The sequence below is a fragment of the Paraburkholderia metrosideri genome (assembly GCF_904848625.1).
Lineage (GTDB): Bacteria > Pseudomonadota > Gammaproteobacteria > Burkholderiales > Burkholderiaceae > Paraburkholderia > Paraburkholderia metrosideri.
Map to the genome: position 1 here is coordinate 401,590 of NZ_CAJHCP010000008.1, position 25,412 is coordinate 427,001.

Consider the following 25,412-nt stretch of genomic DNA (forward strand, 5'->3'; position numbering starts at 1 on the left):
TAACGATCTAACGGTCGATCGGTCTACCGGTCGGCTCAGCGTTGCGCGAGCAGCATGCCACGCAAATCGCCGAATACCTGTTCGGCGCTCAATTGCTTGAGGCAGTTCAGATGACCGAGCGGACACTCGCGCTCAAAACAGGGGCTGCATTCGAGATGAAGCCATTGTACCTTCGCAAGCTCCGACAAGGGCGGGGTGTGGCGCGGATCGGTCGAACCGTACACGGCCACCAGCGGACGGCGCAGCGCGGCAGCCACGTGCATCAGGCCTGAGTCGTTCGTGACCACGGCATTGGCTCGCGAGATCAGCGCGCAAGCCTCGCCCAGCGCGGTTTGCCCGCACAGATTGCGCACGTTCGGCGCTTTTTCGGCGATGGCCTGTGCAAGCGGCGAATCTTTCGGCGAACCGAGCGCGATGATCTGCGTGTACGGGAACGACTGGCCGACCATCTGCGCGAGCGCCGCGAAGTGCTCGGGCGGCCAGCGTTTGGCCGGCCCGTACTCGGCGCCGGGACAGAACACCAGCAGCGGCACGCGCGTGTCCAGATTGAAGCGGGTCGACACGCGCGACGCTTCGTTCAGGTCTGCATCGAGCCGCGGCATTGGCAGGTCGTCGGGAAGCTTCGCGCCCGGCGCGTACGCGAGGGCCGCGTAATGGCCGACCATCGGTGGACGCTCGTCCTTGCGCGGATTCGCGTGACGCACGTTCAGCAGGCCGTAGCGGCTTTCGCCGGTATAGCCGATGCGCAGCGGAATACCCGCCATCCACGGAATCAGTGCCGATTTGAGCGAGTTCGGCAACACGTACGCTGCGTCGTAGCCGACGTCGCGCAAGTCGCTCGACAGTTGCCAGCGGCGCAGCATTTGCAGCTTGCCGTGCGCGAGGTCGGTGGCGTAGACGTCGCGGATTTCCGGCATGCGTTCGAGCACGGGCGCGACCCACGAGGGCGCGACCGCGTCGATGACGATGCGCGGATGCAATTTCACGAGGCGCGCAAACAGCGGCTGCGCCATCAATGCGTCACCGATCCAGTTCGGTGCGATAACCAACGCGCGACGCATCAGAGTGAGTGTCCGGTGTCGAAACGAAACGCCGCGCGCGCAGTGCGCGTGGCGCTCGGATAGGTAAAAGGGGAAAAACCGCTCGCTGCGTAGCGCGATTCCGGCCACGCCGGATGCGCCGCGACGGCGGTTTTGCTGCTATGTCGCGCTTGCCGTTGAGCGTGTTGTCGCGTTTGCGTGGCTGCTGGTCGTTGCATGACTGAGGCGGCTTCGTCTGGAGCTGAATGGGCAACGAACGACGCAACGCAACCGATGGCGACGGCGCAAGCCGCCGAATCGATGTCGACCTCAACATCGTTCCGCTCGATCCCGCGCAAACCGCCGCCCTGTCGACAAACGCACTTCAAATCGAGGCCAAAGGCCGGAAGCTCAGCAAGCAGCGCCGCTAACAACAACGCTCATTGAACAACGCTCAATGTGCCGGGTTCAATGACCCCGGACCACTTCGCCGTCGCGCAGTTTGTAACGCGTGCTGCAATACGGGCACTTCGCCTCGCCATGCGTGACGTCGATAAAGACGCGCGGATGCGCGCTCCAACGCGGCATGTTCGGGTTCGGGCAGTAGGCCGGAAGGTCTTTTGCCGACAGTTCAACCAGCGGCATTTCCTTGATTTCGCTCATGGACTTTCTCGTTGTATGCAGGGTGCGGGCGTTGCGCCGGGACTCGCCCCGGCCATGGGGGCCGGGCGGAGAAACCAGCGCAGCGCGCGTTAGATCTTGGTGAGCCAGTGCGCGTACTTGTCGCTCTTGCCGTTCACGATGTCGAAGAAGCCCGACTGCAGCTTCTCGGTGATCGGACCGCGCGAGCCCGAGCCGATGGTGCGGTTGTCGAGCTCGCGGATCGGCGTGACTTCGGCGGCGGTGCCGGTGAAGAACGCTTCGTCGCAGGTATAAACCTCGTCGCGCGTGATGCGCTTTTCGATCACCTGGATGCCCGCGTCGCGGGCCAGCGTGATGACCGTATCGCGCGTGATGCCGTCGAGGCACGACGACAGGTCGGGCGTGTACAGCTTGCCGTTGTTCACGAGGAAGAAGTTTTCGCCCGAGCCTTCCGACACGTAGCCGTCGACGTCGAGCAGCAGCGCTTCGTCGTAGCCGTCGGCGATCGCTTCCTGATTGGCCAGGATCGAGTTCACGTACCAGCCCGACGCCTTCGCGCGGACCATCGACACGTTCACATGATGGCGCGTGAACGACGACGTTTTCACGCGAATGCCCTTGGCGATGCCGTCTTCACCGAGGTAAGCGCCCCACGGCCACGCGGCGATCGCCACGTGAATCGTGTTGCCCTTGGCCGACACGCCGAGCTTTTCCGATCCGACCCAGATGATCGGGCGCAGGTAGCACGATTCGAGCTTGTTTTCGCGGACCACTTCGCATTGCGCGGCCGCCAGCGTTTCGTGGTCGAACGGCACGTCCATCTGGAAAATCTTGGCCGAGTTCAGCAGACGCTTGGTGTGCTCCTGCAGACGGAAGATCGCGGTGCCGCCGTCGGCCGTCTTGTAAGCGCGGACGCCTTCAAAAACGCCCATGCCGTAGTGCAGCGTGTGAGTGAGCACGTGGATCTTGGCATCGCGCCAGTCGATGAGCTTGCCATCCATCCAGATCTTGCCGTCGCGGTCGGCCATTGACATACGATTCTCCAGCAGTGCGTTATGAGTGCCCCAGACCTGGCGCTGCGCGCAGGTTCCCCGTGGAGCAAGAAAACCGGGGTGGCCCGTCGGTTTCCCGCGAGGCGTGCTGCCCAACGGGGACTTTCTTCGGGGCCTAATCAAGAGCGTTATTTTAGCGTCTTTTGCACACAGAACGGGCATTTGGCCGCATACCCGACGCTATAATCCGGCGCACGCTTCAATCAAATCCGGATGCGCCAGCGGGTGCACGACTTTCCTGGCGTCGACCTTCCTTCTTTGCCGCGCCCTTGCGCGTGCGCACTACGCCTGATGCCTGCTCGTCTGTCAGACCTCAATCGCCGTGCATTTCTTGAAGGCGCACGCGATTACTCGCCCACGCTGATGGCGATTTTCTCCTGGGGGCTGGTCACCGGTATCGCGATGAGCAAGTCCGTGCTCACGCTGCCGCAGTCACTCGTCATGTCGCTGCTGTGCTACGCCGGTTCGTCGCAACTGGCGGTTTTGCCGCTTCTCGCCGCGAAGCTGCCGGTCTGGACCGTGCTGCTCACCGCAGCCATGGTCAATACCCGCTTCGTCATTTTCAGCGTCGGCCTTGCGCCACACTTCTCCTATCTGTCGATGTGGCGGCGCATCGTGCTCGGCTATTTCAACGGCGACGTCATCTATCTGCTATTCCAGAAAAAGAGCTTCGAGCCGGGCTACGTGCCGGGCAAGGAGGCCTATTACTGGGGCATGGCGCTGTCGAGCTGGTTGTCGTGGCAGGTGTCGTCGATTGCCGGCATTCTGCTGGCGAGCCTGATCCCCGATAACTGGGGACTCGCGCTGGCGGGCACGTTGGCCTTGCTGCCCATCATGGTGTCGGCGATCGCCACGCGCTCCACGCTGGTGGCGGTCGCCATCGCCGGCATCGTTTCTCTGCTCGCTTTCGACCTGCCGTACCGGCTCGCACTGCCGCTCGCGGTGATCGCGGCCATCGTGGCCGGCAGCGCCGCCGACCTGATGGTCGAGCGCGCCGATCTGCGCCGCATCCGCAACAGTACAGGAGACTCCCGGTGACATCCGCGCAAATCTGGCTCGCCATTTTTGGCATGACCTTCGTCACCGCTTTGACACGCGCGATGTTTCTAATCGGCGGCGAGCGCACGGTTTTGCCGGCCCGTGTGCAACGGATGCTGCGCTACGCTCCGGCTGCGGCGCTGGCCGCCGTGGTGTTGCCCGACGTGCTGGCGACACCCGGCGGCCTGTCGTTCGCGCCATCCAATCACGAGTTTTACGCAACCCTGGCCGGTCTCGGGTGGTTTTTGTGGCGTCGCAGCATGCTCGGCACGATTGTCACCGGAATGGTCGTGTTCACTCTGTTGCGCGTCTTCATGTAATTGGATGACTGAAAATGTTGCGTTGCACCACGCAACGCTTATCTTCAAATACGCGTCATTCGCCCAGTTGCGGGTCAGAAGGCAGTGTGGATCGGTTAAAATGCTCGTTTTCGGGTTTGAGCGCGCCGGTGCAAGGCGCGAGAACCGCGGCCATGCCGCCCGCGCCCGATCCTGTGGAGCCGCTGCTGTGCAAAAGCGCTGGAGTCTGCCGCGCTTGAAGCGCGCGCGTCGCCCGTCACCGCCTTCTCATCAACTCGCACACACACGCCCATGAACAAGGTATTGCGTCTCTCCGATCTGATCGCCGAAGGCAAGTTGTCCGGCAAACGCGTGTTTATCCGCGCCGATCTGAACGTGCCGCAGGACGATCAAGGCAACATTACCGAAGACACCCGTATCCGCGCCTCCGTGCCGGCTATCAAGGCAGCGCTCGACGCCGGCGCGGCCGTGATGGTCACGTCGCATCTGGGTCGTCCGACCGAGGGCGATTTCAAGCCGGAAGACTCGCTCGCGCCGGTCGCGAAGCGCCTCGCCGAGTTGCTCGGCCGCGACGTGCCGCTGGTCGCCAACTGGGTTGAAAACGGCGTGAACGTCGCGCCGGGCTCGGTCGTGCTGCTGGAAAACTGCCGCGTCAACAAGGGCGAAAAGAAAGATTCCGACGAGCTCGCGCAGAAAATGGCGAAGCTTTGCGATATCTATGTGAACGACGCGTTCGGCACCGCGCACCGCGCAGAAGCCACCACCCACGGCATCGCGAAGTACGCGCCGGTTGCCTGTGCCGGCCCGCTGCTCGCGGCTGAACTCGAAGCGCTCGGCAAGGCGCTCGGCGCACCGAAGCGTCCGCTGGTGGCGATCGTCGCCGGCTCGAAGGTGTCGACCAAACTGACCATTCTGAAGTCGCTGGCCGACAAGGTCGATCAGCTGATCGTCGGCGGCGGGATTGCCAATACGTTCATGCTGGCCGCTGGCCTGAAGATCGGCAAGTCGCTGGCCGAAGCCGATCTGCTTGAAGAAGCCAAAGCGATCATCGAAGCCGCCAAAGCCCGTGGCGCATCGGTGCCGATCCCGGTCGATGTGGTCACCGCCAAAGAGTTTTCGCCCAACGCGAAGGCCGAAATCAAGGCCGTCGCCGATGTTCAAGACGACGACATGATCCTCGACATCGGACCGGAAACCGCGAAGACGCTCGCGTCGCAACTCGAAAAGGCCGGCACGATCGTGTGGAACGGCCCGGTCGGTGTGTTCGAATTCGACCAGTTCGGCAACGGCACGAAGACGCTGGCTGACGCAATCGCCAAGTCGGGCGCGTTCTCGATTGCAGGCGGCGGCGACACGCTCGCGGCCATCGCCAAGTACGGCATCCAGGAAAAAATCAGTTACATCTCGACGGGCGGCGGCGCCTTCCTCGAGTTCCTCGAAGGCAAGAAGCTGCCGGCTGTCGAAATCCTGGAATCGCGGGCTTAACGTGACGACGCGCTCCCCTTCGACCAAGTCTGCCAAAGCCCGCGGCGTCAAACCGGCGCGCGGTACCGCAGCAACGACGGCAGGGGAGCGTGCAGTGCGCTCCGCCGCCACTCCGGCGGCGTCTGCAGCGTCTGTTGAAACAGAACAATCCGGCTCGTCTCTCGCACTCGCGGAGTTGACCACGGCCACACTCGACGAAGCAGCGGAATCGTCCGCTGACAATGTTGCGCAAGAGGCGCCGTCGCAAAACGCGCCGTCGCAAAACGCGCCGTCGCAGGCTGAACTCCCCGACGAACACGCAGAGATCATCCCTCCACCGGCACCTCCCGTGCTGGTCTCGAACACCGCCTTTTCCAATAAAGCGACGCTGGTTTCAACCGGCGCGCAACCCCCGGCAGCATCTTTCGGTGCGCAGCCTCCGCATCCGACTCGCAGCGCTTTTCCCAGCGATCCCATCCAGACGAGGAGACTCATGCATCGCGCCACCAAGATTGTCGCTACCATCGGACCGGCTTCCAGCACGCCGGAAATCCTGCTGCAAATGATTCAGGCAGGGTTGGACGTGGTGCGGCTCAATTTCTCGCACGGCACCGCCGACGACCACCGCCAGCGCGCCGAGTTCGTGCGCGAGGCGGCCCGTCAGGCCGGCCGCGAAGTCGCCATCATGGCGGACCTGCAGGGCCCGAAAATCCGGGTCGGCAAATTTGAAAACGGCAAGGTGATGCTCGTTACCGGCGAGCCTTTTGTCCTCGACGCCGACTGTGAGCTCGGCAACGAACACCGCGCTGGTCTTGACTACAAAGACCTGCCGCGCGACCTGAAAGCGGGCGACGTGCTGTTGCTCAACGACGGCCTGATCGTGCTGAGCGTGGCACGCGTGATCGGCAACGAAATTCACACGGTCGTGAAGATCGGCGGCGAGCTGTCGAACAACAAGGGTATCAACCGCCAGGGCGGTGGCCTGTCGGCGCCCGCGCTGACCGCGAAAGACATGGAAGACATCCGCACGGCGATGTCGCTCGGTGTCGACTACGTCGCCGTGTCGTTCCCGAAGAACGCGACCGACATGGAAATGGCCCGGCAACTGGCGAACATCGCCGGCGCGCCGTTCGGCATCAAGCCGAAGATGATCGCGAAGATCGAGCGCGCGGAAGCGATTCCGGCGCTGCAAGGCATCCTCGACGCGTCGGACGGCATCATGGTTGCGCGTGGCGACCTGGCCGTGGAAGTGGGCAATGCCGCCGTCCCCGCGCTGCAAAAGCGGATGATTCGCATGGCGCGCGAGTCGAACAAGTTCGTGATCACCGCGACCCAGATGATGGAGTCGATGATCTACGCGCCGGTGCCGACCCGCGCCGAAGTGTCGGACGTCGCGAACGCGGTGCTCGACGGCACGGACGCGGTGATGCTGTCGGCGGAATCGGCGGCGGGCAAGTACCCGGTGCAAACCATCGAAACGATGGCGGCCATCTGTGTCGAAGCCGAGAAGTCGGAGCAGTCGGAGCTGGACCGCGATTTCCTCGACCGCACGTTCACCCGTATCGACCAGTCGATCGCAATGGGTGCGCTGTTCACGGCGTTCCATCTGGGCGCCAAGGCGATCGTCGCATTGACCGAATCCGGTTCGACCGCATTGTGGATGTCGCGTCACTGGACCCACGTACCGATCTTCGCGCTCACGCCGCGTATCGGCAGCGAGCGGGCCATGGCGCTGTATCGCAACGTCACCTCGCTGCATCTGGACACCAACACCGACCGCGACACCGCGTTGCAACAGGCGTTGGAAACCGTGGTGAAGAAGGGTTACGCGTCGCACGGTGACATGGTCGTGCTGACGGTCGGCGAGCCGATGGGTCAGGCCGGCGGCACCAACACGCTGAAAATCGTGCGGGTCGGCGAGCCGTATTGAGCGGGGCGCAACCCAGGTTGCGTGTGATCGGAGCGAGGGGTTTGGACAGGCGGGAATAGCGTGCAGGTAGCGCGAACGCCTGCCGATGGTTCAAGCCGGCTCTGGTCAACTGCGTTGCGTGGAACCCGGCGGGCGTGTCGAAGCGCCCACTCCGGCCGACCACGTGCCGCGGGATCTGAACAGGTGCTTTGCAGGGACCAGAGCAGGCGTTAAAAGCGCCGCCTCTGGCCAGCATGCAGGGCGCCAGGTCTGGTCGATGGGTAATCGAGTAATTGAGTAACTGCCTGATCGGCGCAAGGCTGATTGAGCGATGGCTGACTGACATGCGCCGCGAGAGGCGACACACGGGCTTTAATTGCGTCTGGAAGCGACAGGAACGCTCGACGCTTTAAGCAATGGTGTGACGGGCATGCAGTCTGCGTCGCGATGAGATCGCCTAAAAGATGCCGACGGCACAAGAATTCGTTTCAATCTATGGAGTTAAAGCATGCCTCTCGTATCAATGCGTCAACTGCTGGACCATGCCGCCGAAAACGGTTATGGCCTTCCGGCATTCAACGTGAACAATCTGGAGCAGGTGCAGGCCATCATGGCGGCGGCCGACAAGGTCAACGCGCCGGTCATCATGCAGGCGTCCGCCGGCGCACGTAAGTACGCAGGCGAAGCGTTTTTGCGTCATCTGATCGAAGCAGCGGTCGAGTCGTATCCGCATATTCCGGTCGTGATGCACCAGGACCACGGGCAGTCGCCGGCGGTCTGTATGGCGGCGATTCGCAGCGGCTTCACCAGCGTGATGATGGACGGCTCGCTCGAAGCGGACGGCAAGTCGGTAGCATCGTACGAGTACAACGTCGAAGTGTCGCGTAAAGTCGTTGAGGCGGCGCACTCGATCGGCATCACGGTGGAAGCCGAACTGGGCGTGCTCGGTTCGCTGGAAACCATGACGGGCGACAAGGAAGACGGCCACGGCGCGGAAGGCAAGATGACGCGCGAGCAACTGCTGACCGATCCGGAACAGGCTGCCGACTTCGTCAAGCTGACGCAGTGCGACGCCTTGGCCATCGCGATCGGCACGTCGCACGGTGCGTACAAGTTCAGCAAGAAGCCCACGGGCGACATTCTGTCCATTCAGCGCATCAAGGAAATTCACCAGCGCATTCCGAACACGCACTTGGTGATGCACGGTTCGTCGTCGGTGCCGCAGGAACTGCTGGCTGAAATCCGCGAATTCGGCGGCGACATGAAGGAAACTTACGGCGTGCCGGTCGAGGAAATCCAGGAAGGCATCCGTAACGGCGTGCGCAAGGTCAACATCGACACCGACCTGCGTCTGGCCATTACCGGCGCGATCCGCCGCTACATGGCGACCAACCCGGGCAAGTTCGATCCGCGCGATTACCTGAAGCCGGCGCGTGAAGCGGCGATGAAGGTCTGTGTCGACCGTTACATGCAATTCGGCTGCGAAGGCCAGGCTGGCAAGATCAAGCCGCTTTCGCTTGATAAAATTGCGGAGAAGTACAAGTCGGGCGAGCTTGCACAAGTCGTCCGTTAAGCTATAACAGGCTGTGCACCTGGCCATCCGGCCAGGTTGTCGTTAGATCGCCGTTCCCGCATCATCCGGGGAACGGCGTTTCCCTTTTGTTCCGGTCACACTTTTTGCCTCACTTTTAGCGAACCACGACGATGTCTACCCTCTACGAATCTACGCTCCACTCGCTGCCGTTGCTCGGCCGCGGTAAAGTCCGCGACAACTATGCGGTGGGCAACGACCAGTTGCTGATCGTCACGACCGACCGTCTGTCGGCGTTCGACGTCATCATGGGCGAGCCGATTCCGAATAAGGGTCGCGTGCTCAACGAAATGGCGAACTTCTGGTTCGACAAACTCGCGCACGTGGTGCCGAACCACCTGACGGGCGTCGCGCCCGAGTCGGTGGTCGCGGCCGACGAAGTCGAACAGGTGAAGGGCCGCGCAGTGGTCGTCAAGCGCCTCGAGCCGATTCTGGTCGAAGCGGTGGTGCGCGGGTATCTGGCCGGCAGCGGCTGGAAAGACTACCAGGCCACCGGTTCGGTGTGCGGCGTCGAACTGCCGCCGGGTCTGCAAAACGCGCAGAAGCTGCCCGAGCCGATCTTCACGCCGGCAGCCAAGGCCGAAATGGGCCACCACGACGAAAACATCACGTACGACGACATGGAGCGCCGCATCGGCACCGAACTGTCGGCCACGATCCGCGACATCTCGATCAAGCTGTACAAGGAAGCGGCGGACTACGCGGCAACCCGCGGCATCATCATTGCAGACACGAAGTTCGAATTCGGTCTGGACAATCACGGCAAGCTGTACCTGATGGACGAAGCGCTGACCGCCGATTCGTCGCGCTTCTGGCCGGCCGACCAGTATCAGGTCGGCACCAACCCGCCGTCGTTCGACAAGCAGTTCGTGCGCGACTGGCTCGAAACCCAGCCGTGGGCGAAAGAACCGCCGGCACCAAAGCTGCCGGACGACGTGGTCACGAAGACGGGCGAGAAGTATCAGGAAGCGCTCGAACGCCTGACCGGTCACAAGCTCGCCTGATTACGCGCAGGTCGTATCAGTACCGTTCGAGAAACAGGGAAGCCGTAAGATGAGTGAAGCTCAAACCGCCCATACGCATGGCGCGCCGGTCGTCGGCGTGCTGATGGGCTCCAGTTCCGACTGGGAAGTCATGAAGAACGCCGTGGCGATTTTGCAGGAATTCGGCGTGCCGTACGAAGCGAAGGTCGTGTCGGCGCATCGCATGCCCGACGAGATGTTCGCCTATGCTGAAAGTGCGCGTGAGCGCGGCATTCGCGCGATCATCGCGGGTGCTGGCGGCGCGGCGCATCTGCCGGGCATGCTGGCCGCCAAGACCACGGTGCCGGTGCTTGGCGTGCCGGTCGCGAGCAAGTATCTGAAGGGCGTCGATTCGCTGCATTCCATCGTGCAGATGCCCAAGGGCGTGCCGGTCGCGACGTTTGCGATCGGCGAAGCCGGTGCGGCGAATGCTGCGCTGTTCGCGGTGTCGCTGCTGAGCGGCACGAGCGACGAATACGCGGAAAAGCTGGCGGCGTTCCGCGTGCGCCAGAACGAAGCGGCTCACGCAATGGTGTTGCCGGCGCTGTAATCGCGCGGGCTGATTGATATAAGACGTCCCCCTGTCTGACCCCCAGCCGGGTGCCTGCTTTTTCGCGAGGCGCACCCGGCCGCGACCGACCACTAAGATGAACCCAGACAACACACCGGTTTCACCGATTCTGCCCGGCGCATGGCTTGGCATGGTTGGTGGCGGCCAGCTCGGCCGCATGTTCTGTTTTGCCGCCCAGTCCATGGGCTATCGCGTCGCCGTGCTCGATCCGGACGAAAACAGTCCGGCTGGCGCCGTCGCCGATCGCCACCTGCGCGCGGCTTACGACGACGAAGCATCGTTGACCGAACTCGCGCGGCTGTGCGCAGCGGTGTCGACCGAATTCGAGAACGTGCCGGCCGCGAGCCTCGACTTTCTCGCGAAGACCACGTTCGTGAGCCCGGCGGGCCGCTGCGTGGCCGTCGCTCAGGACCGCATCGCCGAGAAGCGCTTTATCGCGTCGTCGGGCGTGACGGTGGCACCGCACGTCGTGATCGAGTCGTCGGACGCGCTTGCCGCGCTCGACGACGCCGCGCTCGAAGCCGTGCTGCCAGGTATCCTCAAAACAGCGCGCATGGGTTACGACGGTAAAGGCCAGATCCGCGTACGCAATGCCGAGGAAGTGCGCGAGGCACATGCGTCGCTCGCCGGTGTAGCGTGCGTGCTGGAAAAGCGCTTGCCGCTGAAGTTCGAGGTGTCGGCGCTGATCGCGCGCGCGTCGAGCGGCGCGTCGGTGGTGTATCCGCTGGCGCAGAACACGCACCGCGACGGCGTGCTGTCGCACACCATCGTCCCCGCGCCGGACGCAAGCGCAACACTCGTCGAGCAAGCCCAACAGGCCGCGCTGCAAATCGCCGACAAGCTTGGCTATGTGGGCGTGCTGTGCGTCGAGTTCTTCATCCTTGAAGACGGTTCACTGGTCGCCAATGAAATGGCGCCGCGTCCGCACAATTCCGGCCACTACACCGTCGACGCCTGCGCGACCAGCCAGTTCGAACAGCAGGTTCGCGCAATGACCGGTATGCCGCTCGGCGATACGCGTCAGCATTCGCCAGCAGTCATGCTGAATATTCTCGGCGACGTGTGGTTCCCGGGCGGCCCGAAGGGCGCCGCGGTCACGCCGCCGTGGCACGAAGTTGCTGCGATGCCGGCGGCCCGTCTGCATCTGTACGGCAAGGAAGAGGCGCGTTGTGGCCGCAAGATGGGTCATATCAACTTCACAGCGGCGTCTCTCGAAGAAGCGCGCACGGCTGGGCGTGACTGCGCGCGGCTTCTGCACATCATCACGAGCTGACGCGAGCACCATGCCGGATCAACAGAAACCCGCTGAAGACGCCGCGAGCGCATTGCCCGTGAGCGCTGCGCAGATCGGGCACGCGGCGGCACTGCTCGACGCGGGTGGTCTGGTCGCATTTCCGACCGAGACCGTGTACGGACTCGGCGGCGACGCCGAAAGCCCAGATGCCGTCGCGCGCATTTACGCGGCGAAGGGCAGGCCGGCGAATCATCCCGTCATCGTCCATCTGGCGCCGCAGGGCGATCCGAATTATTGGGTCGAGCATTTGCCCGCTGAAGCGCAGCGTCTGATCGACGCGTTCTGGCCTGGCCCGCTTACGTTGATTCTGAAGCGCGCCGCGCGGATTCCCGCAGCGGTCAGCGGCGGCCAGGATTCGGTGGGGCTGCGATGTCCGTCGCATCCGGTGGCGCAAGCGCTGCTGGAGGCGTTCAGCGCTTTGCGTGGCGGGCATGGTGGTGTCGCTGCGCCGTCGGCGAACCGCTTCGGACATGTGAGTCCGACCACGGCACAACATGTCCGCGACGAGTTCGGCAGCGCGATTCATGTGCTGGACGGCGGGGCGTCGGACGTCGGGATCGAATCGACCATTCTGGATTTGTCGCGTGGCTTTCCGGCATTGCTGAGGCCAGGCCGCGTGACGCCGCAAGATATCGCCGACGTGCTCGGCGAAGCGCCGCGCCTGCCCGACGGTTCCGACGCAACGGCACCGCGGGCTTCCGGCACGTTGAAGGCGCATTACGCGCCGCGCACGCCATTGGCGTTATTGCCGTTCGGTGCGCTTGAACCGTTGCTGATCGCGCGTGAGGCGGGCGAGCGCGTGGCGCTGGTGGCGCGCGCATCGCGGGCCGGTCATTGGGCCGACGCGGAAGGCGTGCATTTCATCGCCGCGCCTGAAGATCCGCATGTTTATGCGCGCGAGTTGTACGGGCTACTGCGCGCGTTGGATCGTGCGAATGTCACGCAGATTCTGATCGAGAAGTTGCCGGATACGATCGAATGGATCGCGGTGAACGATCGGCTGGGGCGTGCGGCTGCGGCTTTCGAGGCGCAGGGTTGACGGCGTGAATTTGCCTTGTGCGCGATGCCCGGAATCTGACGCGCATCCGGCTCTGAGTTTTCACGAATGAGTTGTCAGCGGCTTGCCTTTAGCAAGCTTGTTGGCACCTGAAAACCACGTACTTTCTGCGGCATCTGTCCCGCCATTCATCACGATAAAAAACGCCCGGCATAAAAGCACCGGGCGTTTTTTCGACACGTCAGATACTGCGCACTGTCAGGCGCGTATTTCCGTTACTTGCCCAAACCGCTCGCAGCAATCTGCTGCTGCACATATTGCGCGAACAGCGCATGCAGATGCGTGCTCGGGTGTACCGTATCGGCGAACATATAAGTCTGGTCAGCACCTGCCACCGTGTAAGTCTGCGGCGAGCAGAACAACGACGAGCCGAACTGCGAGCCGTACTCGGCCGCGGTGAGACCGTTGGTCGCCGCCGGATTCGCCGTACCGTAAGCCGTGGCGTTTGCGACCATGCTGGTCAGGTTACATGCCGTTCCCGTGTTGGACACCGTGAAGCCCAGAGCCTTGTAGTTCGGCAACTGCTCATCGATCCACGTGAACGCATCGGCCACGATCACCTTGCCGGTTCCCACCAGGCCGTATGCCGTCAGGGCCTGGATCAGGATGCCGTTATAGGCCGCGGTAACCCCCGTCAACAGCGCAGCCGCGCCAGGCGTTGCCGCTTCAGATGCGACGCCGAGCGGTGTATTGCCGATGTCCGGCACCGTCGACACCACCACGTGAGTCGCACCCGAGGCCACGATGGTATTGATTTGCGCGGCGAGCGCGGCGGCGGCCTGCGCGAGTTGCGGGGCAGACTGCTGCAGATAGCCAGCGATGAACGTCACCTGACCGGCCGGCGTGTTCGGCAATTTGCCGGCCTGCACGAGCAGCGGGTATTGCGTCTGCAGCGCTTCGCCGAGGGCGGCCAGACTCCCGGTGGTATCAGCAAACTGGAAAATATCGTTCGCGCCGCCGTTAATCAGCACGAGCTGGTTCGAATTGAAGCTCGTATGCGCGCCTAGGTAGTTCTGCACCTGAGTCACGACCGGCACGGTCGTCGCCGCCGCGTTGCCCGGCGCCCAACCTTCGCCTTGCGCATTGACGACGTCCGAGCCGCCCTGCGCATAGCCGAGGCCGCCTGCTGCGACCAGCGGCTGGCCGAAGCCGCCGAGGTACGCCGCGCTCAGCGTGTCGCCATAGTATTCGGCAACCTTCTGCGTCCACACTTCGCCGGGGTTGGTCGTGAAGCGGCCACCGCCAAAGCTCGCCTGGATCACCGGCGCGTACGTGCCGACGTCCGACAGGCTGTCACCGAACGACACCACCTGCAATTTGACGCCCCCTGCCGGCGTGCTGCTGCTCGAATTATTGTTGTCGCTGCCACCGCCGCAAGCTGCAAGCATGGCGAACGCCGCGCTGGCCACGGCGATCTGTTTGACGCGCAGCCATTGCTGCTTCTTCGATGCTGTTTGCTTCATGTTGACTACATCTCCTCGTATGTGTGGCCATTGCGCCATATATTGCAGGCTGCGTCCACCGCGTCGGCGGCGTGAGCGCAGCTTACAGAATTTTTCACGGTCTGCGCTGCGTTTGAAACGCGCTCGTATGGTTTTCACCGATGCCGGATTGCCCGCGCGCGCCGCCCTCCGACACGTCGTTCGACAGCGGCGCAGTTGCAGCGCGATGCGCGTGAAACTCCGCAGCCCATGCAGGCGGTGCGAACAGCGCGCGCCATTTGTTGCGCCAGCCGTGCACGCTCGCGAAGTCGGCGGCCATCGACGCCCATTCGTGAAATGTCGCCTTCAGCGGGTTATACGTGTGCAGCGGTTCGACGATGCCGTACACCGGCGCATCGCGTGAGTCTTCGTCGACATAGCTGCCGAACAGCCGGTCCCAGATCACCAGTACGCCTGCATAGTTGCGGTCGATATAACGGTCGTTGCGCGCGTGATGGACGCGGTGGATCGACGGCGTATTGAGCACGTATTCGAGCCAGCCGAGCTTGCCGATGGCCTGCGTATGCACGAAAAACTGGAAGCCGAGATTGATCAGCACGATCGCGACGATCTGCTTCGGCGCAAAGCCGAGCACGGCGAGCGGAATCCAGAACAGCCACATGCCGGCGATGGGGTACATCAGGCTCTGACGGAACGCGGTTGAAAAGTTCATCCGCTCCGACGAGTGATGCACGACGTGCGCGGCCCACAGCCAGCGCACCCGATGGCTGCAGCGATGGAACACGTAGTAGAGCAGATCTTGCGCGACGAACAGCACGATGAACGAGACCCACGTCGCCGGCCATGTGTGGACGCGATAGTGCTCGTAAAAGAAAGCGTAGACGGGAATGATGGCGAGCCACGCGAGCTTGTCGGCGGCTTGTTGCATGAGTGCGAGCGCGGCGTTGCACAGCGTGTCGCGCCAGCTATAAAGCTGCGCGCCCGGCCGGGTGCGCCGCAGGTGCCACGCCTCCCAGCCGATGCATGCGAGAAAGACTGGCGCCATGGCGAGCAGCAGCAATTCAGCATCGAATTGCATGGTGTCTTCCTCCGTGGTCCCTGACCGCTGCGTGGGTCGCAGCGGGTGGTGTCGTTGTCGTTCGAGTGTGCCGCGATGCCTTCAGGCTACGCGGCTTGTGCTGCGTGTTGTGCTGCGCGTCGTGCGCTTGTTGCAAGTTCGTCGCACGTTTCACACGCATGTCAAACACTGCCCGACAGCGTACACGCTCAGGGCGTTGCCGCGCTTCGCCTTCGCTAGAATGAATCCTCAGTGGGCCGCGCGCTTACGCGGGTTTTTCCTGGGCTTGCTGCGCGGCTCTTCGACCGGATCGGCCACCTTCGTGAAGAAGCCTTGCGACGGGCCTTCGTACACCCATTCGAGCAACGCGTCGTGCGCGGCTCGCGCGGCTTCCGAATGCGGGTCGTTGATCAGGCTCACGACCACGTAACTGTTACCGTCCGCCGATGCCACATAGCCCGCAATTGCCCGCACGTCGCGCAGCGTGCCAGTCTTGATGTGCGCATTGCCGCCCGCGCCCTGAGACGTCAGGCGATTGCGCATCGTGCCGTCGACCCCAGCAATCGGCAGCGAATCCACGAACACCTGCGCGACCGGGCTCGCGTTGGCCCGTTGCAAAAGATCGGCGAGCGACAGCGCGGTGACGTGCTCGTCGCGCGACAGACCCGAGCCGTTGTCTAGCGTCAGATATTCCATGTCGACGCTGTCGCGACGCAGGAAAGCTTCGACTGCGCGGGCCGCTTTGGCCGGTGTCGCGGGCGGCTTTTCTTCGGTCGCGCCGATCGTCAGGAACAGGTTGCGCGCCATCGTGTTGTTGCTGAACTTGTTGATGTCGTGAACGATGTCGGACAGCATGGGCCCGTCGTGCGTCGCGACCAGTTTGGCGCCGAACGGCACCGCGCCCTCGTGCGTCGTGCCGTTGAAGGTGCCTCCGGTCTGCTGCCACAGTGCGAGGAAACCACCGGCGAAGAATGCCGAGTGATCGAGCACGGCCACATTGAGCGTGCGCGGCTCGCAGCGTGTCGAGAGTTCGCCGCTGAACGACGCGACCACGGTGCCGTTCGGCTGCGGCGTCACGGTCGGCGAAACGGAGGCCGCGTCACCCCGGCACGGACCGTTGACCGCGCGCATCTGGTTGTCGATCTGCAACTGCGATAGCGCGGGCAGCACGTCGACCGCGACCGTGCCATCGGGCGACGGCGTCAGCGTGAACGTCAGCGCTTTAAACGCATAGAGCAGCGGATCAGGGCCAACGTTGTACGGCGCGGTGGCGTCGTCGTCGAACGGCGGCAGGTCGCGGGTGGACGGGTCGAAGTAACGCTTGTCGAGCACCAGCGCCCCGTCGATTCCGTTGATGCCGGCCTTGCGAATCTTCTGCACGAGATCGATCAGTTCTTCGGGCACGAGCTTCGGGTCGCCAGTGCCCTGAATGTACAGATTGCCGTGCAGCACGCCGTTCGCGTCGAGCGAGCCGTCCGCGTACGCGCTGGTGCGCCAGCGGTAGTCGGGGCCGAGAATCGACAGGCCGGAGTAGGTGGTGAAGAGCTTCATCGTCGACGCGGGCATCATCGGCTTGCCGGCATTCAACGCGAGGAGTGGCGTGCGGTCGCCGACCTTTTCCACCACCACGCTGATCGACGACAACGGCACATGCGCGCGCTGCAGGCCGATCATGACCGACTGCGGCAGCACCGTCGTGACATTGACGCTCGGATGCGTGGCCTTCACGCGCGCCTGAGCGGCGGGCGGCAGCATCGCGCCCAAGCTGAGTGCTGCGCCAGCAAGCAGCCAGGCCAGCGCGCGCGGCGTGATACGGTGGGGCGCGTGAAGGGCGTAGGCAGAAGAGCGGCGTGGACGCAGTACCAGACGGCGTGCGAGAGAAGACAGGAAAGCGTGCGTCATGAACGGGCGAAGAAGCAAAATTTCAGGGCGTGGGGCACGCGTTAATCCAGATCGTGTCGATGCATGGCCGATGCGCTCGCCAGACGTCGCGTCGCGCAAAAAGTCGCATGGAACGGTTGCGCGAACGCGTCGGCGATTTGATGCATTGTGCGTGGGCGAGCCGCGCGCACAGACCGCAGTCGCCATCGTGCGACACAAAGCGCCCATTGTAGTGACATGCCGCCAGGCTGAGGTGAAAAAAGCAGTGCGCGGCGCGCAGGGTGGGGGCGGGCGCTAGAATGCGGCATCATCAAATAGTTTCGGAACGGATAACCATGCGCATTTTGCTAGTCGAAGACGACCGGATGATCGCCGAAGGCGTGCGCAAGGCGTTGCGCGGCGAGGGTTTCGCGGTCGACTGGGTGGAAGACGGCGAATCGGCGATCCGCGCGGCGGCCGGCCAACCTTACGATCTGGTTCTCCTCGATCTCGGTCTTCCGAAGCGCGACGGTCTCGACGTGCTGCGCACCTTGCGCGCACGTGGCCACGCGCTGCCGGTGCTGATCGTCACTGCGCGCGATGCGGTGGCCGACCGCGTCAAGGGTCTCGATGCCGGCGCCGACGATTACCTTGTCAAACCTTTCGATCTCGACGAACTCGGCGCCCGGATGCGCGCGCTGATCCGCCGTCAGTCGGGCCGCAGCGATTCGACGATTCGTCACGCCAATCTCACGCTCGACCCCGCGTCGCATCAGGTCACGCTCGACGGCGCGCCGGTCGCCTTGTCCGCGCGGGAATTCGCGCTGCTCGAAGCGTTGCTCGCACGGCCTGGTGCGGTGCTGTCGAAAAGTCAGCTCGAAGAGAAGATGTACGGGTGGGGCGAGGAGATCGGCAGCAATACCGTCGAAGTCTATATTCACGCGCTGCGCAAGAAGCTCGGCGCGGAACTGATCCGCAATGTGCGCGGCCTCGGCTACATGATCGCAAAGGACGCCTGAGCCGATGCGTTCGATTCGCCGACAGTTGCTGGTCTGGTTGTTGGCGCTCGTGCTGCTCGGCGTCGGCATTGCGGGATGGCTGATTTACCGGCAGGCACTCGCCGAAGCCAACGAACTGTTCGATTACCAGCTGGAGCAGATCGCCGCGGCGCTGCCGTCCGAACCGTTCTCGCAGGTGCTGGGTTCGCGCGATAACGGCGATGAAGGCATCGTGCTGCAGATCTGGAATCGCAACGGCGTGCTCATGTATTACTCGCGGCCTAGCGCACCGCTGGCGCCGCGTGCGGAACTCGGGTTTTCGACGGAACACACGGAGCGCGGCGAGTGGCGCGTGTATGGCGCGATTGTCGGCGATAACGTCGTGCAACTCGCGCAACCGGTTTCCGTGCGTAACCGGCTCGCCGCGAACGTCGCGTTGCGCACTTTATGGCCGCTGATCGTGCTGCTGCCGCTGATGGGCATGGCGGTGTGGGTGATCGTCGGACGCGGGCTCAAACCGTTGCGGCGTGTGACCAGTGCGCTCGACGCGCGCCATCCCGAAGCGCTCGATCCGCTGCCGGATCAGCGTCTGCCGCTCGAAGTGCAGCCGCTGGTGCGCGCGTTGAACGGTCTGCTGCATCGGCTCGCGACCGCGTTGGACATCCAGAAAGCCTTCGTCGCCGACGCCGCGCACGAACTGCGCACGCCGCTTGCTGCCGTGCAGATCCAGGCGCAACTGGTGGGCCGTGCAAAGGACGATGCCACCCGCGGCGAAGCGCTCGCCGATCTACAGGCCGGCGTCACGCGGGCCACGCGGCTTGCCGAGCAATTGCTGGCGCTCGCGCGTTCCGAACCGGACGGGCTGGCCGTCAGCAAGACCATCGATTTGCGCGCGCTGTTGCAGGAATGCGTGGTGGCTTACGCGCCGCTGGCGGCGAATCGCGGCGTCGACCTGGGCATTGAGACGAGCGACGCCGCCACCGTGACCGGCGACGCCGACGCGCTGCGCGTGATGTTCAACAATCTCGTCGATAACGCGACCAAGTACACCCCGCACGGCGGGCGTGTCGACGTCAGTCTGCGTGATGAGGGCGGGCGCCCGGTGGTGCGGATTGCCGACAGCGGTCCGGGCATCGAACCCGCCGACCGCGATCGCGTGTTCGACCGCTTCTACCGCGCGGGCGCAGGGGCGAATCGCGCGCGTACGGACGTGGCGGGCAGCGGATTAGGGTTGGCAATCGTGCGCCGTATCGCGACCCAGCACCATGCAACCGTGACGCTCGACGAATCGCCGGCGGGTGGTCTGCAAGTCAATGTGCGGTTCTGAAAACGGCGCCGTTTCGTACGCAAACGCCGCGAAAAACCTTAATTAAACGCGTTGATGCATCACAAATAAGGTTCCGCTGATTGCTTAAGACTCTTTTAAGTGACAGCACGTACGCTCCTCGACATCCCCAAAGTCTCTTTCTCCAGTCAGGAGTACACGATGAACGCGAAAACCTTGTCCCGCAGCGCTGTTGCAGTCGCTGTCGCCGTTGCGCTTTCCGCCGGCTATGTGGCGGGTCATCGCGACCTGCCCGCACCGCAGGTGATCTCGCCGGCGCAGGCAGCCATGATGCCTGCTGAAGCTGCCGCCAAGACCGGCATCCCTGATTTCTCGGGTCTGGTTGAAACCTACGGCCCGGCCGTCGTCAATATCAGCGCAAAGCATGTCGTCAAGCAGACGGCGCTGCGCAGTAATGGCGGCAATGGCCCCAGCGCAGGCGGCAATCAGCTGCCGATCGATCCGAGCGATCCGTTCTATCAGTTCTACAAGCACTTCTTCGGCGGTGTGCCGGGCATGCAGGGTGGTGACGGCGGCGGCGACGCGCCGGATCAACCGAGCGCGAGCCTGGGCTCCGGGTTCATCGTCAGCAATGACGGCTACATTCTGACTAACGCGCACGTGGTGGACGGCGCGAACGTCGTTACCGTGAAGCTCACCGACAAGCGCGAATTCAAGGCGAAGGTGGTCGGCGCCGACAAGCAGTCCGACGTTGCCGTGCTGAAGATCGACGCCAGCAATCTGCCGACCGTGAAGATCGGCGATCCGCGTCAGAGCAAGGTCGGTCAGTGGGTGGTCGCGATTGGTTCGCCGTACGGCTTCGACAACACGGTGACCTCGGGCATCATCAGCGCGAAGTCGCGCTCGCTGCCTAACGAAAACTACACGCCTTTCATTCAGACCGACGTGCCGGTGAACCCGGGTAACTCGGGTGGGCCGCTGTTCAATCTCCAAGGCGAAGTGATCGGCATTAACTCGATGATCTATTCGCAGACCGGCGGCTTCCAGGGCCTGTCGTTTGCGATTCCTATCAATGAAGCGATCAAGGTCAAGGACGACATCGTCAAGACCGGCCATGTGAGCCGCGGCCGTCTCGGCGTCGCCGTGCAGGGCATGAACCAGACGCTGGCCAACTCGTTCGGTCTGCAAAAGCCGAACGGTGCGCTGGTCAGCTCGGTCGATCCGGCGGGTCCGGCCGCCAAGGCTGGTTTGCAGCCGGGCGACGTGATCCTGTCGGTGAATGGCGATCCGGTCGCCGACTCGTCGGCTCTGCCAGCACAGGTCGCGGGCCTCGCGCCGGGCAGTTCGGCCACCGTGCAGGTGTGGCGCGACAAGGCCACGAAGGATCTGAAGGTCACCATCGGTTCGTTGTCGGATGCGAAGGTTGCGTCGAATAAAGCCGATGCGCCGGCGCAGTTGCAAGGTCGCCTCGGCGTGGCAGTGCGTCCGCTGACGCCGGAAGAGAAGAGCGGCGCATCGGTGTCGCACGGTCTGCTGGTGCAGCAGGCGGGCGGCGCGGCGGAAAGCGCCGGGATCCAGCCGGGCGACGTGATTCTGGCGGTCAACGGCCGACCGGTCACGAGCGTCGATCAGCTCAAGCAGATGATCTCCAGCGCGGGTAATAGCATCGCGTTGCTGATCCAGCGTGACAACGCGCAGATCTTCGTGCCGGTCGATCTCGGCTAATGGCGCGGCCCTGAACAGGCGGCGCAATCGGTCGGATGGATGGCAGTTTGACCGACGTGTCGCCCGTGTCGCATCACCGTTGAAGTAACGCTTGCCGGTCCGTTTGCACTTAGTGCAAACGGACCGGTTTGCTTTTGTGCCGCCGACAGGCCGCGACGGCATGCGTTCCGCTTCAGCAGGCGCGGCGCACCGGGGGTTTCCTATCTCGCCAACTCGCACCATAGAGCGCCTGGCACGCAGGTTGCGTCTGCCTTGTTCCGGGCCCATCGAGGCGTACCGGACGACAGGACCTCAATAAGGAGCGAACCGATGAAAACCCAACGCAATCAGCGAAGGATCGTAGCCGCTGCGGTGTGCGCAGCGCTCACGCTCGGTCTGGCAGGCGGCGCGTATGCACAACAGGCAAACGACACGACTGGCGGCACGACCACCGACCAAAGCAGCGCGGGCAACGACAATGGCGGCGGCATGCCGCAAACCCAGCAGCAAGGCGACGTCTCGTTCGTGTCGGGCGGCGTCGGTCTCGACGAATCGAAAGCACTGCAGCAGGCGCAAAGCCACTGGCCGCTGTCGCTGCGCTTCACGGGCCCCAGTTCTGAATTTCTCGCCGACGTCAAAGTGCGAGTGGTCGATGCGCAAAACAACGAGGTATTGAATACGTCATCGCGCGGGCCTTATATGCTGGTCAAGCTGCACCCTGGGCACTACACGGTGCACGCGCAATATAAGGATCACGACGAGTCGAAAGCCGTGACGGTCACGGGCAACGGGTCGGCCAAACTCGCGTTCTACTGGGGTGGGAAGTAAGCGACTTTGCGCTCCGGTCACACGGGTGCCCGCCAGGACGCGGTGCAGCGATGCCGTGCAAGCGGCACCGGTCACACCGGGTTCGCGCCAGGACGCGGTGCAGCGATGCCGCGCAAGTGGCGGAAGTTTGGCCGATAATGAAGCCACGGGCGCGTCCCGTGGCTTGACTGTTGGTCCACACGCGAATCTGCCGCACACCATCACGGAGCGAGACATGAGCGATGCCCAGACCCCTCACGGTAGTACCGGCGCGAGCACGGGCGGCCACTCCATCTCGATCAGCGGCAATAGTCACCGGGTGCGTGTGATACACGGCGGCGTCACCATGGCCGACACGCAAGCCGGCCTGACGCTTTCCGAAACCGGTCTGGCGGACGTGTTCTATTTCCCGCGCGAGCACGTGAACATGGCCCGGCTCGAACGCTCGACCCACACGTCGCATTGCCCGTTTAAAGGCGACGCGGCGTATTTTCACCTGCGCACCGAAGACGGTCTGATCGAAAACGCTGTATGGAGCTACGAGGCGCCGCTCGAGCCGGCCATGCCAATTAAAGGTTACCTCGCGTTTTACTCAACGCGCGTCGACCGCATCGATCAGACGTCCTGATCCCGTGGTCGTGCGTTCATCGGAGAGGCTGGTATGGAGCTGAACGACGCGTTACGGATTCCGCTTGCGCCGTCCGACGTGTGGGAGGCGCTGCAGGATCTCGCGCTGTTGCGCGCCAGCCTCGACAACTGCGAGTCGTTCACCCGTCTTTCCCACGGCGAATATGCGCTGACCATGACCGTGCCGCTCGGCCCGTTGCGTGCGCGTTACGACGCCCGCGCTCATGTGGCGGGTCAGGATTCCGGGCCGGCGGAGGCGCAGCGCCGCACCATCAATTTCAAGGCGCGCGCCGAGGGCGTCGGCGCGTTGCGCGGGCAGATCGAAGTGCGGCTGCGCGCGGATGAGGGCGGGCACGGTGCGGGTAGGGAGCGCAGCACGCGGATCGAATACACGGTCTGGGCGACAGCCTCCGGTCCGCTTGCGGAACTGCCGGCGCGCCAGTTGGAAAACGCGCTGCGCCAATTGGCCGATGACTTTTTCACCGAGTTCAACGCGGTGGTGCGGGCAAAACATGGGGATGGTCCGAATCGCGCACGTGGGTCGGGCGGGCGTCGGCAGCACGTGTTTTTGCGGCCGGTCACGCTCGGCGGGATTGCGCGTCGCACGCGAGCGGACCACAGCAACGCGCTCGCAGGACGGGCGGCGAGCGCGTCACCGGGTGTTCCGCGTGGCGTGCTGCCCGCCGTCTCGCGCCGCTCGATCAGTCCGGGCGCAGTCCCGAACTGGGCTTGGGCCGCGATGATTTTCGTGGTCGCGCTGTTGTTGTATGTGGCGCGCTGGATCAGCGAGCAATGACATTGACGCGCTGATTGCCGGGCATCCGGCGTAAATCGCGCGGCTGTCGCGTCGGCGCGACTACGAAATTCCGTTGATCAGCCACGAAACGCTGGTGCGCAAGCGTCGTTTGCGACGATGCTCGAATGCTTCTATCTACCTGTACCATCTCTGCCATGCCACGTTCCTGTTCATGCTGAGCGGAGCGCCGGCCAACCGAGCCTTCCGTCCCGTTACCAGACAGCACTGCATCTTCATGTCGAAGTGTGCAGTGCGGCCTCTATCCCTTACGCCAGGAGTCTTGCCATGACCATCCCGCGCCGCGCGCTGCTCGTTATCGACGTGCAGAACGAATACGTGACCGGCGATCTGCCCATCGAATTCCCGGACGTGCAGACCTCGCTCGCCAACATCGCCCGAGCAATGGATGCCGCGCGCGACGCCGGCATCCCGATCGTGGTCGTGCAGAATTTCGCGCCGGCTACCTCGCCGCTATTCGCACGCGGCAGCGCGACGGCGGAACTGCATACCGTGGTGAGCTCACGTGCTCACGATCACTACGTCGAAAAGTCGCTGCCGAGCGCATTCACCGGTACCGATCTGGCAGACTGGCTCGCCGCCCGGCAGGTCGATACGCTGACCGTCACCGGCTACATGACCCACAACTGCGACGCGTCGACCATCAACCATGCGGTTCACGCGGGGCTTGCCGTCGAGTTCCTGGATGACGCGACGGGTTCGGTGCCGTATGAAAACAGCGCGGGTTTTGCCAGCGCGGAGGAGATTCATCGCGTGTTCAGCGTGGTCATGCAGTCGCGCTTCGCGGCGGTGGCGAGCACGGAAGCATGGCTGGCGTCGGTGAAGAGCGGGGAGCCGCTCGCGCGCGGCAACATTTATGCGTCGAATCAGGCGGCGCGGGCCCGCCAGACGGTTGCATAGGGCGGCTGTACACGCCGCATCGGAATGAGCGGCGCGGCTTCAGATGCTGGATAACTGCAGCCGGGGCGTTCCGAGAAAAGTGTCGCGCATAAAACCAGGACGGGCGGATTCACTCACTCCTCCGTCCTGGTTGCATGAGTCCCGGTGAGGCTGACCTGATAGCCCGGCTTCCGGACCGCTTGCCGCTTACGCCGCCTTGTTCCGCAACGCCGGGCTCAGGCGCATCGCGTCGAAAACACCTTCAAGCAGTTGTTGCGCATGCGCGCCGAAATCGGTTGCGTCGGGCAGGAACAGCATGTCGCGCAGCGACCCGCTGACAAACGCGTGCACCATCGCCGCGGCCAGCTTCGTATTCAGATCGGCGGGCAACTGGCTCTTGGAGATCGCGTTGCGCAGACCCCCTTCGATTTTCGCCAGGCCTTCGCGCATATTGGTCTGATAGCGGACCATCACCGGCCCCATCTCTTCGACGAACTCGCACTTCAGAAACAGGATGTCGAAAACCCGCCGGCGACGCGGGTCGTTAGCCGTGTCGCGCAGACACACCACGCAGATTTCCATTAATCGACCAAGCGGATCGGGCTCGTTAGGGTCTAGCGACGCCGCTTTGAGTTCGTCCAGCGGAAGCAGCACGCGGTCGAACATTTCGGTGAAGAGGTCGCCTTTGTGCGCGAAGTGCCAGTAAATGGCTCCGCGCGTGACGCCGGCAGCGTGGGCGATGTCGGCTAAGGAAGTGCGAGATACCCCTTTTTCGAAGAAGACCTGCTCGGCTGCGTCGAGAATGCTCGTGCGCGTCTCCAGCGCCTCTTCTTTGGTTCTTCTGACCATGTTGGTAAGACCTGCCCTGACTGTGGGGTTTCACGGGCGTTATTAAGTCAGCCCGATGACAATCTGTCTGCAATTTAACCAAATTGCGAAGCAAACTTGCGGGCCCCCCGCCTGCAAGAGAAGTAAATGCAC

24 protein-coding genes are annotated in these 25,412 nt (G+C 63.5%); 17 read left to right on the forward strand and 7 right to left on the reverse strand.

Features of this window, described 5'->3' with window-relative positions; genetic code table 11:
- Window positions 1–35: 35 nt before the first annotated feature.
- Window positions 36–1,061: a lipopolysaccharide heptosyltransferase II gene (waaF, locus tag LMG28727_RS20245; protein WP_201644070.1), complete on the reverse strand. Its 1,026-nt coding sequence runs from the start codon at window positions 1,059–1,061 to the stop codon at window positions 36–38.
- 224 nt (window positions 1,062–1,285) lie between these two features.
- Between waaF and LMG28727_RS20250 the strand changes: the two genes are divergently transcribed.
- On the forward strand, window positions 1,286–1,450 hold the full coding sequence (locus LMG28727_RS20250; RefSeq protein WP_201644071.1) for a hypothetical protein: 165 nt from the start codon (window positions 1,286–1,288) through the stop codon (window positions 1,448–1,450).
- 37 nt (window positions 1,451–1,487) lie between these two features.
- On the opposite strand, the gene LMG28727_RS20255 is transcribed toward LMG28727_RS20250, so the two are convergent.
- Together LMG28727_RS20255 and LMG28727_RS20260 are read right to left on the reverse strand one after the other, a co-directional pair.
- A complete protein-coding gene (locus tag LMG28727_RS20255; RefSeq protein WP_074765593.1) occupies window positions 1,488–1,682 on the reverse strand; it encodes a zinc-finger domain-containing protein in 195 nt (64 codons plus the stop codon).
- A gap of 89 nt (window positions 1,683–1,771) precedes the next feature.
- Complete coding sequence (locus tag LMG28727_RS20260; RefSeq protein ID WP_201644072.1) at window positions 1,772–2,695, reverse strand: branched-chain amino acid transaminase; 924 nt, start codon at window positions 2,693–2,695, stop codon at window positions 1,772–1,774.
- A gap of 309 nt (window positions 2,696–3,004) precedes the next feature.
- On the opposite strand from LMG28727_RS20260, the gene LMG28727_RS20265 reads away from it, so the two are divergent.
- From LMG28727_RS20265 to LMG28727_RS20305, 9 genes are all read left to right on the forward strand, one after another.
- Entirely contained in the window at window positions 3,005–3,751 is a 747-nt protein-coding gene (locus tag LMG28727_RS20265) for an AzlC family ABC transporter permease (RefSeq protein WP_201644073.1), read from the forward strand.
- Window positions 3,748–4,071: an AzlD domain-containing protein gene (locus LMG28727_RS20270; protein WP_201644074.1), complete on the forward strand. Its 324-nt coding sequence runs from the start codon at window positions 3,748–3,750 to the stop codon at window positions 4,069–4,071. The genes LMG28727_RS20265 and LMG28727_RS20270 overlap by 4 nt, the downstream gene beginning before the upstream one ends.
- Before the next feature lie 270 nt (window positions 4,072–4,341).
- Window positions 4,342–5,535: a phosphoglycerate kinase gene (locus LMG28727_RS20275; protein ID WP_201644075.1), complete on the forward strand. Its 1,194-nt coding sequence runs from the start codon at window positions 4,342–4,344 to the stop codon at window positions 5,533–5,535.
- A gap of 472 nt (window positions 5,536–6,007) precedes the next feature.
- Window positions 6,008–7,444 carry a pyruvate kinase gene (gene pyk / locus LMG28727_RS20280; protein WP_201644076.1) on the forward strand — a complete coding sequence of 479 codons (1,437 nt, stop codon included), beginning with the start codon at window positions 6,008–6,010 and terminating at the stop codon, window positions 7,442–7,444.
- Between the two features lie 487 nt (window positions 7,445–7,931).
- Window positions 7,932–8,996, forward strand: coding sequence for a class II fructose-bisphosphate aldolase (gene fba / locus LMG28727_RS20285; RefSeq protein ID WP_201644077.1), 1,065 nt, complete (start codon window positions 7,932–7,934; stop codon window positions 8,994–8,996).
- A 131-nt stretch (window positions 8,997–9,127) separates the two neighbouring features.
- Entirely contained in the window at window positions 9,128–10,018 is an 891-nt protein-coding gene (locus LMG28727_RS20290; RefSeq protein ID WP_201644078.1) for a phosphoribosylaminoimidazolesuccinocarboxamide synthase, read from the forward strand.
- 49 nt (window positions 10,019–10,067) lie between these two features.
- Window positions 10,068–10,586 (forward strand): 5-(carboxyamino)imidazole ribonucleotide mutase, encoded by a 519-nt coding sequence (gene purE, locus LMG28727_RS20295; RefSeq protein ID WP_201644079.1) that lies wholly within the window; start codon window positions 10,068–10,070, stop codon window positions 10,584–10,586.
- A 97-nt stretch (window positions 10,587–10,683) separates the two neighbouring features.
- The gene (locus tag LMG28727_RS20300) at window positions 10,684–11,880 is read left to right on the forward strand and encodes a 5-(carboxyamino)imidazole ribonucleotide synthase (protein WP_201644080.1); all 1,197 of its coding nucleotides are present in this window, start codon (window positions 10,684–10,686) and stop codon (window positions 11,878–11,880) included.
- A 10-nt stretch (window positions 11,881–11,890) separates the two neighbouring features.
- On the forward strand, window positions 11,891–12,940 hold the full coding sequence (locus tag LMG28727_RS20305; RefSeq protein WP_201644081.1) for an L-threonylcarbamoyladenylate synthase: 1,050 nt from the start codon (window positions 11,891–11,893) through the stop codon (window positions 12,938–12,940).
- Window positions 12,941–13,173: 233 nt separating this feature from the next.
- On the opposite strand, the gene LMG28727_RS20310 is transcribed toward LMG28727_RS20305, so the two are convergent.
- The 3 genes from LMG28727_RS20310 to dacB all read right to left on the reverse strand — a co-directional run bounded on the left by LMG28727_RS20310 (window position 13,174) and on the right by dacB (window position 17,359).
- Complete coding sequence (locus LMG28727_RS20310; RefSeq protein ID WP_201644082.1) at window positions 13,174–14,421, reverse strand: SGNH/GDSL hydrolase family protein; 1,248 nt, start codon at window positions 14,419–14,421, stop codon at window positions 13,174–13,176.
- A 94-nt stretch (window positions 14,422–14,515) separates the two neighbouring features.
- Entirely contained in the window at window positions 14,516–15,478 is a 963-nt protein-coding gene (locus LMG28727_RS20315) for a sterol desaturase family protein (protein WP_201644083.1), read from the reverse strand.
- A 228-nt stretch (window positions 15,479–15,706) separates the two neighbouring features.
- Window positions 15,707–17,359, reverse strand: coding sequence for a D-alanyl-D-alanine carboxypeptidase/D-alanyl-D-alanine endopeptidase (gene dacB / locus LMG28727_RS20320; RefSeq protein ID WP_201644084.1), 1,653 nt, complete (start codon window positions 17,357–17,359; stop codon window positions 15,707–15,709).
- 314 nt (window positions 17,360–17,673) lie between these two features.
- Here dacB and LMG28727_RS20325 point away from each other — a divergent pair, with 314 nt between their 5' ends.
- The 7 genes from LMG28727_RS20325 (at window position 17,674) to LMG28727_RS20355 (ending at window position 24,452) form a co-directional block, all read left to right on the forward strand.
- Window positions 17,674–18,336, forward strand: coding sequence for a response regulator (locus LMG28727_RS20325; RefSeq protein WP_201644085.1), 663 nt, complete (start codon window positions 17,674–17,676; stop codon window positions 18,334–18,336).
- 4 nt (window positions 18,337–18,340) lie between these two features.
- Window positions 18,341–19,642 carry an ATP-binding protein gene (locus tag LMG28727_RS20330; RefSeq protein WP_201644086.1) on the forward strand — a complete coding sequence of 434 codons (1,302 nt, stop codon included), beginning with the start codon at window positions 18,341–18,343 and terminating at the stop codon, window positions 19,640–19,642.
- Window positions 19,643–19,801: 159 nt separating this feature from the next.
- A complete protein-coding gene (locus LMG28727_RS20335; RefSeq protein ID WP_201644087.1) occupies window positions 19,802–21,325 on the forward strand; it encodes a DegQ family serine endoprotease in 1,524 nt (507 codons plus the stop codon).
- A gap of 309 nt (window positions 21,326–21,634) precedes the next feature.
- The gene (locus LMG28727_RS20340; protein WP_201644088.1) at window positions 21,635–22,132 is read left to right on the forward strand and encodes a peptidase associated/transthyretin-like domain-containing protein; all 498 of its coding nucleotides are present in this window, start codon (window positions 21,635–21,637) and stop codon (window positions 22,130–22,132) included.
- 214 nt (window positions 22,133–22,346) lie between these two features.
- Window positions 22,347–22,739, forward strand: a complete 393-nt coding sequence (locus LMG28727_RS20345) for a DUF427 domain-containing protein (protein ID WP_201644089.1) — start codon at window positions 22,347–22,349, stop codon at window positions 22,737–22,739.
- Window positions 22,740–22,772: 33 nt separating this feature from the next.
- Window positions 22,773–23,534, forward strand: coding sequence for a CoxG family protein (locus LMG28727_RS20350; RefSeq protein WP_201644090.1), 762 nt, complete (start codon window positions 22,773–22,775; stop codon window positions 23,532–23,534).
- Window positions 23,535–23,819: 285 nt separating this feature from the next.
- Window positions 23,820–24,452 (forward strand): cysteine hydrolase family protein, encoded by a 633-nt coding sequence (locus LMG28727_RS20355; RefSeq protein WP_201644091.1) that lies wholly within the window; start codon window positions 23,820–23,822, stop codon window positions 24,450–24,452.
- Window positions 24,453–24,638: 186 nt separating this feature from the next.
- Here the strand turns inward: LMG28727_RS20355 and LMG28727_RS20360 are convergent, their stop codons facing one another.
- Window positions 24,639–25,280, reverse strand: coding sequence for a TetR family transcriptional regulator (locus tag LMG28727_RS20360; RefSeq protein ID WP_201644092.1), 642 nt, complete (start codon window positions 25,278–25,280; stop codon window positions 24,639–24,641).
- Window positions 25,281–25,412 lie beyond the last annotated feature (132 nt).